At 66.8% G+C, this 9,980-nt stretch carries 10 protein-coding genes; 5 read left to right on the top strand and 5 right to left on the bottom strand.

Features of this window, described 5'->3' with window-relative positions:
• Nucleotides 1-122: 122 nt before the first annotated feature.
• The 3 genes from QZ609_RS00640 to QZ609_RS00630 all read right to left on the bottom strand — a co-directional run bounded on the left by QZ609_RS00640 (nucleotide 123) and on the right by QZ609_RS00630 (nucleotide 3,055).
• Nucleotides 123-329 (bottom strand): DUF2783 domain-containing protein, encoded by a 207-nt coding sequence (locus QZ609_RS00640; protein WP_295489636.1) that lies wholly within the window; start codon nucleotides 327-329, stop codon nucleotides 123-125.
• A gap of 11 nt (nucleotides 330-340) precedes the next feature.
• On the bottom strand, nucleotides 341-2,020 hold the full coding sequence (locus tag QZ609_RS00635) for an FAD-dependent oxidoreductase (protein WP_295489634.1): 1,680 nt from the start codon (nucleotides 2,018-2,020) through the stop codon (nucleotides 341-343).
• 75 nt (nucleotides 2,021-2,095) lie between these two features.
• Nucleotides 2,096-3,055: an MBL fold metallo-hydrolase gene (locus QZ609_RS00630; protein ID WP_295489631.1), complete on the bottom strand. Its 960-nt coding sequence runs from the start codon at nucleotides 3,053-3,055 to the stop codon at nucleotides 2,096-2,098.
• Between the two features lie 284 nt (nucleotides 3,056-3,339).
• On the opposite strand from QZ609_RS00630, the gene QZ609_RS00625 reads away from it, so the two are divergent.
• The 4 genes from QZ609_RS00625 to QZ609_RS00610 all read left to right on the top strand — a co-directional run bounded on the left by QZ609_RS00625 (nucleotide 3,340) and on the right by QZ609_RS00610 (nucleotide 7,977).
• Nucleotides 3,340-4,230: an IclR family transcriptional regulator gene (locus tag QZ609_RS00625; protein WP_295489629.1), complete on the top strand. Its 891-nt coding sequence runs from the start codon at nucleotides 3,340-3,342 to the stop codon at nucleotides 4,228-4,230.
• 108 nt (nucleotides 4,231-4,338) lie between these two features.
• Complete coding sequence (locus QZ609_RS00620) at nucleotides 4,339-5,391, top strand: branched-chain amino acid ABC transporter permease (protein WP_295489627.1); 1,053 nt, start codon at nucleotides 4,339-4,341, stop codon at nucleotides 5,389-5,391.
• Between the two features lie 4 nt (nucleotides 5,392-5,395).
• Nucleotides 5,396-7,222 (top strand): ATP-binding cassette domain-containing protein, encoded by a 1,827-nt coding sequence (locus tag QZ609_RS00615; protein WP_295489625.1) that lies wholly within the window; start codon nucleotides 5,396-5,398, stop codon nucleotides 7,220-7,222.
• A gap of 11 nt (nucleotides 7,223-7,233) precedes the next feature.
• Entirely contained in the window at nucleotides 7,234-7,977 is a 744-nt protein-coding gene (locus tag QZ609_RS00610) for an ABC transporter ATP-binding protein (protein WP_295489621.1), read from the top strand.
• Between the two features lie 27 nt (nucleotides 7,978-8,004).
• Here the strand turns inward: QZ609_RS00610 and QZ609_RS00605 are convergent, their stop codons facing one another.
• Together QZ609_RS00605 and QZ609_RS00600 are read right to left on the bottom strand one after the other, a co-directional pair.
• Entirely contained in the window at nucleotides 8,005-8,316 is a 312-nt protein-coding gene (locus QZ609_RS00605; RefSeq protein ID WP_295489618.1) for a hypothetical protein, read from the bottom strand.
• A 106-nt stretch (nucleotides 8,317-8,422) separates the two neighbouring features.
• Complete coding sequence (locus QZ609_RS00600) at nucleotides 8,423-8,932, bottom strand: GNAT family N-acetyltransferase (RefSeq protein WP_295489615.1); 510 nt, start codon at nucleotides 8,930-8,932, stop codon at nucleotides 8,423-8,425.
• Nucleotides 8,933-9,095: 163 nt separating this feature from the next.
• On the opposite strand from QZ609_RS00600, the gene QZ609_RS00595 reads away from it, so the two are divergent.
• The gene (locus QZ609_RS00595) at nucleotides 9,096-9,968 is read left to right on the top strand and encodes a D-amino-acid transaminase (protein WP_295489612.1); all 873 of its coding nucleotides are present in this window, start codon (nucleotides 9,096-9,098) and stop codon (nucleotides 9,966-9,968) included.
• Nucleotides 9,969-9,980 lie beyond the last annotated feature (12 nt).

Genomic DNA, 9,980 nt, shown 5'->3' with positions numbered 1-9,980 from the left:
CGCACCCTCCAGTGGGTACGATATTACTTCCTAATTAAACGTTACGGTTCACTAGCACCGCACTTTGCGCGGTCGCAAGTGCGGCGAGGGTGGGGTGTTGGATTGTGGAAACGCGGAAGCGCTCAGGTGGCCGCCGCCGGCAATGCCAGTCGTGCTGCCGCCAGCGCTTCGCGCAGCACCGCCATGTCGCCGATATGGTTGGCGAGCAGCAAGATGAGCTGCGCGTTGAGCATCGCGCTTTGCTCGTCGCTCAGGTTGCGGTGCGCGTCGATCAGTGCCTCGTAAAAATCGTCGGGGCGCGGTAGGTTCGGTTGGGTGTTGAGCGGCATGGCGGTCTGAATCAGGCAGTGGCGGCGGCGCGCGGCGTGGTGGCCGGCACCGAGTGGCCGGTGGCGCGACGCACGGCGGCGGCGAGCTTGGCGGTGTCGACGCTGCGCCAGCGCGCGCACACGTGCTGGTCCGGGCGGATCAGGTAGAGCGTGCCCGGGCGCGCGTCGTAGCGTTGGGCGACAAGACCGTGGATATCTTCCAGCACGGCAACGTTGGCAGAGACCGTGCCTCTGCCGCCCGCGGGAAAAATGGCCAGCGTGGGCAACGGCAGCGCGTCGACATGCTCGCCGGCGCCGCAGAAGCACAGCACAACAAAGCCTTCGCCCAGGCGGGAAAGCAGCCAGCCGGCACCGCCATCGGCGCTGCGCACCGGCGCATCGAGCGCCACGGCACCCGGCACCAGCGGTCCGGCAAACGGCGTCTCGTCCGGCGTCAGCAGCGGCGAGTTGTCCAGCACCGTCGGCATCGACAGGCGCCCGCTGTTGACCAGCGTGCGTGCAAACGGATAGTGCTTGGCCAAGCGCAGCGTTGCATCGCGGAAGACGCGGCTGACGGCGCTCTTGGGCGTGATGAAATCGGTCGAGCGGGTCGAGTGGCGGATGTTGTCGTCGGCGGCGAATTCGCGTTCGCTGGCGTAGGTGTCGAGCAGGGTGTCGGGCGCATCGCCGTTCAGGACCGCGCGCAGCTTCCACGCGAGGTTTTCCGCGTCCTGCAGGCCGCTGTTGGCGCCGCGCGCCCCGAACGGCGACACGCGGTGAGCCGCATCGCCAATGAACAGCACGCGGCCGTGGCGGAAGCGGTCCATGCGTTCGCACGAGAAGGTGTAGACGCTGACCCACTCCAGCTCGAAGTCGACGCCTTCGCCGAGCAGCGCACGCACGCGCGGGATGACGCGCTCGGGCTGGCGCTCGGCCACCGGATCGGCATCCCAGCCGAGCTGGAAGTCGATGCGCCAGACGTTGTCGGGCTGGTGGTGCAGCAGCACCGATTGATTCGGGTGGAAAGGCGGGTCGAACCAGAACCACCGCTCGCTGGGGAAGGGCGCCTCCATGCGCACGTCGGCGATCAGGAAGCGGTCCTTGAAGGTCTGGCCGTGCGCTTCCAGGCCCATCATGTGGCGCACCGGGCTGCGCGAGCCGTCGGCGGCAACCACGTACTGGGCGCGCTGCGTGTAGGTGCCGTCGGGGGTCTCGATGGTGAGCGTGACACCGTCCGCGTCCTGCACGAGACCCGTCACCTTGTTCTGCCAGCGCAGTTCGATGTTCGGCAGCGCCTGCGCGCGCTCGACGAGGAAGCCCTCGACGTAGTACTGCTGCAGGTTGATGAAGGCCGGGCGGCGGTGGCCGGTCTCGGGCAGCAGGTCGAAGCTGTAGAGCAGCTCGTCCTTTAGGTAGACCTTGCCGACGTTCCAGCTCACGCCCTTGTCGACCATGCGCTGCCCGCAGCCGAGGCGATCGAAGATCTCCAGCGAGCGCTTGGAGAAGCAGATGGCGCGCGAGCCGGTGGACAGCGTGCAGTCGTCATCGACGACGACCACGGGCACGCCTTGCTGGGCCAGGTCGATGGCGGTGGCCAGGCCGACCGGCCCCGCGCCGACGATGACGACGGGGCGCAGCGCGGCCATGGCGCCGGGCTGCTGTTCAGCGCACGGCGCGTAGGAAAAGACGCGGGTCTGGAAATCGGGGTTCATGTCTCGCTCGCACCCGCGGCGGTCGTGGCCGCCGCTTTGTCGGTGGATGTCAGGTCGTGGGAGAGGTCGCGATGGTCAGTTCTGCAGCGCCTGCCACATCTCCTGGTCGCGCTGGGCTGTCCAGATGCGCGGATGCTTGATGCCGCTGGCCTCGTCAAAGGCACGGGTCACATCGAAGGGCAGGCAGTGCTCGTAGATGAAGACCTGGCCGAACTTCGGGTCCATTGCCGCGCGGGTGTGCGCCATGGCGGCCTTGAGGTCCATCTTTTGCGCCACGGCTTCCTTGCCACGTTGGAGCAGGGTGGAGACGAAATCGCGCGTGTAGGCGAGGCCCTTGTCGACTTCGGCCGGGTTCAGCAGCGCGGGGCCGCGACCGGGGACCAGCTTGTCGGCGCCGAGCGCGCGCAGCGCGTCCAGCGTGGCGGGCCATTCTTCGAGCTGGGCATCGCCGCAGTAGCAGGCGGCGTCGTACTCGACCAGATCGCCCGAGAACAGCACCTTCTGCGACGGAATCCACACCACCGTGTCGCCCTTGGTATGGCCCGGGCCCAGGTGCAGGATCTTCACTTCCAGCTTGCCGAGGAACAGCGTCAGTTCGCGCTCGAACACCAGCGTCGGCCAGGTCAGGCCGGGCACCGTTTCGACACCCGCGAACAGGCGCGGGAAGCGTTCGATTTCGGACTTCATATCGGCCTCGCCGCGCTCGACGATCATCTCGTACGTGCCGCGGCTGGCGATGACGTTCTGCGCGCCTTCGGCAAAGTAGGCCGACGCGCCCAGCACGCGCACCGCGTGATAGTGCGACAGCACCACGTGCTTGATCGGCTTGTCGGTGATGGCGCGGATGCGAGCGATCAGGTCTTGCGCCATCGCCGGTGTGGCGGTGGTGTCGACGATCAGCACCGAGTCGTCGCCGATGATGACGCCCGAGTTCGGGTCGCCCTCGGCGGTATAGGCGTAGGCGTTGGGGGAGAGCTGGGTGAAGGTGACTTGTTTGGCCTCGAGGTCGGCTTGCGAGGCGAAGGCTTTGGCCATTCTGTCACTCCTGGTGTAGTGAGTTACGGTTGGGGGAATTATTTCGGAGATGTCGGCTGACTTGAAAGCGCTGTTGGGGTCGCACAATGCCAGCCTGCACCGAACGCGATCATCATAGTTCGAGTGGCTTCCGGATACTTCTAGGGTATACGAGAATTATGATTAGAATCATTGCTTTTACAATGCATAAAAATAGCTAAACGTAGCCGACCCACCCCGGCGTGCTACGCTCGCGGCACTTGCCGGGCGCCGCCCGGCCCGCCAACCCCGCGCCCCAAGACGTGATGGAGACACCCGAAGTCGACGACCTGCAAGCCGCGGATGCGGCTGACGCTGAAGACGCGCGCGCCAGCCGCGACCGGGCGGGCATCCAGTCCATCGAGGTCGGCTCGCAACTGCTGGTTGCGCTCACCCGGGCCTCACGCGCGATGGCGCTGGGCGACCTGGCCCGCGCGGCGGGCATGCATCCGTCCAAGGCGCATCGGTATCTGGTGAGCCTGCAGCGCGTGGGCGCGGTCACGCAGGATCCGCTGACCGGCCGCTACGAGCTCGGCCCGTTTGCGCTGCGGCTGGGGCTCGCCAGCCTCAACCGTGTCGAGGCGGTCACGCGCACCCGCCCGTTGCTGGCCAGCCTGCGCGACCAGACCGGCCACACCATCGGCATCGCGGTCTGGAGTGAACGCGGCCCGACCGTCGTCCATTGGGAAAAAGCCGGCGGTGCACCCGGCGTGAACCTGCGCATCGGCGACGTGATGCCGATGCTCAATTCCGCCACCGGCCGCCTGTTTGGCGCCTATCAGCCGATCGAGCAGACCCTGCCGCTGGTCGAGCGCGAACTGCACGCGCGCGCGGGCGACGACCTGCCGGGCCTGCCGCGCTCGCTCACGGATTACTACCGGCTCTGCGAAGACATCCGCACCGAAGGTGCCTCGTGGGTATCGGGCAGCCTGCTGCCGGGCGTGAGCGCGCTGTCGCTGCCGGTGTTTGGCGCGCGTGGCGAATTGGCGCTGGTCTTGATCGCATTGAACCTGCAGCCACTGTTCCATGCGCAGCGCGGCGGCGAGCTTGAGCTGACGCTGCGCGCCTTTGTCGAGCAACTATCCATCCTGCTGCAAGGCCCGCCGCCGGAGCCTTCCACAACGACGGCCAAGCGCGGCAGCCGGACAGACCGTTAGGGTTGTCGCCAATTTCACCCTGACGTAAAAAATTTACCATCCCGTAACTCGTGGCGCCCCCTCGCGTCCCAACGCGCGACCACCACGACTCCAATAACGAGGAGACCCATGGATTTATCGATTGCCGCCATCCTGGCGCAGGACGGCGTGACCTCGGGCGCGATCTACGCGCTCCTGGCGTTGGCGCTCGTGCTGGTGTTTTCCGTCACGCGCGTGATCTTCATCCCGCAGGGCGAGTTCGTGGCGTACGGCGCGCTCACGCTGGCCGCCATCCAGGCCAACAAGGCGCCGCTCTCGGCGTCGATGCTTGTCGCCCTGGGCGTGCTGACCTTCCTCGTCGAGATGGGCCGCACGCTGCTGCAGCCCGAGTTGCGCCTGCACGCGCTGCGCACGGGTGCCATCTACGCGGGCAAGTACCTTCTGTTTCCGCTTGCTGTGTTTGCCGCCGCAAACGTTCTGGCGCCGATGACGCTGCCGCAGCCGGTGCAGGTGGCGCTGGCGCTGCTGATCGTCATCCCCATGGGGCCGATGATCTACCGCCTGGCCTATGAGCCGCTGGCCGAGGCGAGCACGCTGGTGCTGCTGATCGTTTCGGTGGGCGTGCACTTTGCGATGGTGGGGCTGGGTCTGGTCATGTTTGGCGCGGAAGGCTCGCGCACGGATGCTTTTTCCGATGCGCGCTTCGACCTGGGCGCGCTCACCGTGTCGGGCCAGAGCCTGTGGGTGGTGGCGGTGTCTGCGCTGATGATCATGGCGCTCTACTTCTACTTTGGCCGCACCGTGTCGGGCAAGGCGCTGCGTGCGACCGCCGTCAACCGCCTCGGCGCGCGGCTGGTCGGCATCGGGACCACGCAGGCGGGGCGGCTGGCCTTCACGCTGGCGGCAGCACTCGGCGCGCTGTGCGGCATCCTGATCGCGCCGCTCACCACGGTCTACTACGAGTCGGGCTTCCTGATCGGCCTGAAGGGCTTCGTTGGCGCCATCGTCGGCGGGCTGGTCAGCTATCCGGTGGCGGCGCTGGGCGCGCTGCTGGTGGGGCTGCTGGAGTCGTATGCATCGTTCTGGGCGTCGGCGTTCAAGGAGGTGATCGTGTTCACGCTCATCATCCCCGTGCTGCTGTGGCGATCGCTCACCACCAAGCACGTCGAGGAAGAGGAGTAAGCCGATGACCACGCTCACTAAACCTTCCGAGAACGCCGGCCAGCGCGGCTGGCTGTCGCGTAACCGTCTGCTGACGGCGGCGTTCGTGATCGTGCTGGCACTGTTGCCGGTGCTGCCGACGCCCGAGTTCTGGATCACGCTGCTCAACTACATCGGGCTCTACAGCCTCGTCGCGCTGGGCCTTGTGCTGCTGACCGGCGTGGGCGGGATGACCTCGTTCGGCCAGGCGGCGTTCGTCGGGCTCGGTGCATACAGCACGGCGTACCTGACCACGCAATATGGCCTGTCCCCGTGGATCGGCCTGCTGGCCGGGCTGGCGATTACGGTGGTGTGTGCCTATGTGATCGGCCTGATCACGATGCGCATGTCGGGCCATTACCTGCCGCTGGCGACGATTGCCTGGGGGCTGTCGCTGTTCTTCCTGTTCGGCAACCTGGAATTCCTGGGCAAGTACGACGGCCTGAACGGCATCCCGGTGTTGAACGTGCTCGGCAAATCGCTGCAGAGCGGGCGCGAGATGTTCTACCTGATCTGGGCCGTGGTGGTGGTGGCCGTGCTGGCGGTGCAGAACCTGCTGAACTCGCGCCCGGGCCGCGCCATCCGCGCGCTCAAGGGCGGCGGCACCATGGCCGAGGCGATGGGCGTGAACACGGCGTGGATGAAAGTGGTGATCTTCGTGTTTGCGGCGGTGCTGGCGTGCATCTCGGGCTTCCTGTACGCGCACCTGCAGCGCGCGGTGAACCCGACGCCGTTTGGCCTGAACTACGGCATCGAATACCTGTTCATGGCGGTGGTCGGCGGCGTGGGCCACGTGTGGGGGGCGGTGTTGGGCGCCGGCCTGCTGACGATCCTGAAGGACAGTCTGCAGAGCATTCTGCCGAAGCTGCTTGGCTCCAACGGTAACTTCGAGATCATCGTGTTCGGCGTGCTGCTGGTGCTGTTGCTGCAATACGCGCGCGATGGCGTGTGGCCGTTCATCCGCAAGCTGTTCCCGTCGGCGCCGACGGCCCGTGCACCGGAAGACGCGCCGGCGCTCAAGCAGCGTGAGAAGCCGCAGGCGGGCGAGCTGATCCTCGACGTGCGTGCCGTGCGCAAGGAGTTCGGCGGCCTGGTGGCGGTGAACGACGTTAGCTTCCAGGTCAAGGCCGGCGAGATCATCGGCCTGATCGGCCCGAACGGCGCAGGCAAGTCGACCACCTTCAACCTCATCACCGGCGTGCTGCCGGTCACGCGCGGCGAGGTGCTGTACCGTGCCGAGCGCATCAGCGGCCAGCCCTCGCGTCAGATCGTCAAGCGCGGGGTTGGGCGGACCTTCCAGCACGTGCAGCTGTTGTCGGGCATGACGGTGCTGGAGAACGTGGCGCTGGGCGCCCACCTGCGTGGCGACTTTGCGGCGCAGGGGGGCGTGCTGGCCAGCGTCGTGCGCATGAATCAGGCCGAAGAGCAGAAGCTGCTGTTCGAGGCGCGCCGCCAGCTGGAGCGCGTGGGTCTGGCGGATTGCATGTATCAGGAAGCCGGCAGCCTGGCACTCGGTCAGCAACGGATTCTGGAGATCGCCCGCGCGCTGTGTTGCGACCCGGCGCTGCTGCTGCTGGACGAACCCGCCGCCGGCCTGCGCTATAAGGAGAAGCAGGCGCTGGCCGCGCTGCTGACCAAGCTCAAGGCTGAAGGGATGAGCGTGCTGCTGGTCGAGCACGACATGGATTTCGTCATGAACCTGACCGACCGGCTGGTGGTGATGGAGTTCGGCACCAAGATCGCCGAGGGCGTGCCGCAGGAGGTGCAGCAGAACCCCGCGGTGCTGGAAGCCTACCTGGGCGGCGTGGAATAAGGAGAACGGGCATGTCGATCATTCTCGAAGTGAAGGACCTGCACGTCCGCTACGGCAAGGTGGAGGCGCTCCACGGCGCCAACCTGAAGGTGGGCGCGGGCCAGATCGTCACCGTCATCGGGCCGAACGGCGCGGGCAAGTCGACCATGCTGGGCGCCATCATGGGGGCGCTACCGACCACGGGTTCGGCCAATGGCGTGGTCTCGTACCTGGGTCACAACCTGACCGGGCTGCCGGTGGAGAAGCGCGTCGCGCGCGGCATGTGCCTGGTGCCGGAGAAGCGCGAGCTGTTCGCCACCATGAGCGTGGAAGACAACCTCGTGCTCGGCGCTTACCGGCGCAAGCGGGCAGGCGAGCGCAACTACCTGGACCAGATGGAGACGGTGTACGGCCTCTTCCCGCGCCTGAAGGAGCGTCGCACGCAGGAAGCCGGCACGCTCTCCGGTGGCGAGCGCCAGATGCTGGCCGTGGGTCGCGCGTTGATGGCCAAGCCGCAGCTGCTGATGCTGGACGAACCGAGCCTCGGCCTCGCCCCGCTGATCGTCAAGGAGATCTTCCACATCATCAGCGACCTGCGCAAAACCGGTGTGGCAACGCTGCTGATCGAGCAGAACGCGCGCGCCGCCCTGCAGGTGGCCGACTACGGCTACGTGCTGGAAACCGGCGACATGACGCTCGAAGGTCCGGCGCAGGAACTGGCCGGTAACCCGCGCGTGATCGAGACCTATCTGGGGCTGGCGAAGAAGGCGGCCTGAGCGGCCCGAGCGGCGTTAGCGCGGTGGTCAATCCTCATCGTCGTCGTCATGGCGGCGATGGTGCTTGCGCCATTCGCGCTCGCGCCAGCGCTGTTCGCGCCATTGCTGCTCCTGCCATTGGCGGGCCCGCCAGTCGTCGTAGTAACCGGGCGCGGGCGCAACAATGACCGGTTGCGGCTCGACATAGACGGGCTGCGGCGCATAGACCGGGGCGGGCGCGACATACACCGGCGCGGCCGGAATACCGATTCCAATGCCCACATCAACGTGGGCCTGCGCGGCCTGGGACGACAACGCCGCTGTGGCGGCCAGCGCGCACAGCGCGGCAATTCTTTGCATGGTGAGACTCCTGAGCACGGCTGCACTCTAGTCGAGTGGTGCGCCTGCGGTCTTACAGAAGATATACGGATGTTACAAGATGTAACGATGTGGCGCCGGCGCGGCGTCAGCGGAGCGTGCATTCCATCAACTGAGCATCGCTGCCGTAGACGGCGCGCAATGCCTGGAGAGGGCCCGTATCCAAGGGGGCGGGCAGATAGCCGACCCGGCGCCAGAAACCATCCGCGCCTTGCACCGCAACCAGTCGCGATTGCTGCAAGCCTTGCGCCTGGGCCGCAGCGCATGCCGTTGCGTACAGACGCTCGCCAAGACGCCGGCCACGGCCAGGCGGGGCAATGGCCATGTCATGCACGAACCAGAGCGTGTCGGGCCCATCGGCCGCGGGCAGCGGTACGTGCAGTTTGGGCGGTGCCCATGTGTGCCACGCATGCGAGAGCAGGTAGCCGACCACCTCGGCACCCTGCAGCGCGACCAGGCAGGTGGCCGGGCTGCGTGCCCAGCGGCTGGCGAGCGCGTCGCCCGGTTCGAGGAACCCATCGCCGTAGCACGCCCTCTGCACGGCCAGGATGCCGGGCAGGTCTGCGGCAGCGACGGGGCGGATGAGGCTTTCGGACATGGCAGGCGGTTGGCCGGAAAGCTGCGGAGTTTACCGGAAGCGTTGAGCTCGCCATGCCGTTTGCGCATAACCTGGGTGCAAATCGCTATTCGCGGTGCGGCCCACGTATCCTGTAGATTCGTTGGCAGGGCAGTCCCGCCCGGCTTGAATCCCTCTTCCCAGCATGTCCCGAATCGTCTTCCTGAACGGCCAATACGTGCCGGCCGCCGAGGCCACCATCTCCATCATGGATCGCGGCTTTACCTTTGCCGATGGCATCTATGAAGTGACCGCCGTCGCGCGCGGCAAACTCGTCGACAGCGATGCCCACCTCGCGCGCCTGACGCGCTCGCTGTCGGAGATCGGCATCGACAACCCGTACACCGAGGCGGAATGGGGGCGCGTGTGCGAAGAACTGGTTGCACGCAACGGCCTGGAAGAAGGCGTGGTCTACATGCAGGTCACGCGCGGCGTGGCCGAGCGCGACTTCGGCTTTCCCGCCACCATCACGCCGACAGCCGTGGCCTTCACGCAGGTCAAGACCATCGTCGACAGCCCGCTGGCGCGCAAGGGCGCAACCGTGGTGACGGTGCCCGACCTGCGCTGGAAGCGCTGCGACATCAAGAGCGTGGGCCTGCTGCCGCAGGTGATGGCCAAGCAGATGGCCGCCCGCGCCGGCGCCAACGAAGCCTGGATGACCGACGGCGACCACGTGACCGAGGGCGCGTCGTCCACCGCCTTCATCATCACCGCGGATAAGCGCCTGATCACGCGCCCGTTGTCGAACGCCGTGTTGCCGGGCATCACCCGCGTGTCGGTGCTGGCGCTGGCGCGCGAGCATGGCCTGACGCTGGAGGAGCGCACCTTCACCGTGCAGGAGGCGCAGCAGGCGGCGGAAGCGTTCTACACCAGTGCATCGACGTTCGTGATGCCGGTGATTTCCATCGATGGCGTGAGCGTGGGCAATGGCCAACCGGGGCCGCTCACGCAGGCATTGCGTGCGCTGTATCTGCGCTTCGCGGGCATCGAGGCGGTGGAGACCGCCATCGAATCTTGACAAGGCAGCCTG

Source organism: uncultured Ralstonia sp., from assembly GCA_913056305.1.
Lineage (GTDB): Bacteria > Pseudomonadota > Gammaproteobacteria > Burkholderiales > Burkholderiaceae > Ralstonia.
This window is presented reverse-complemented; position numbering and strand designations above follow the sequence as displayed.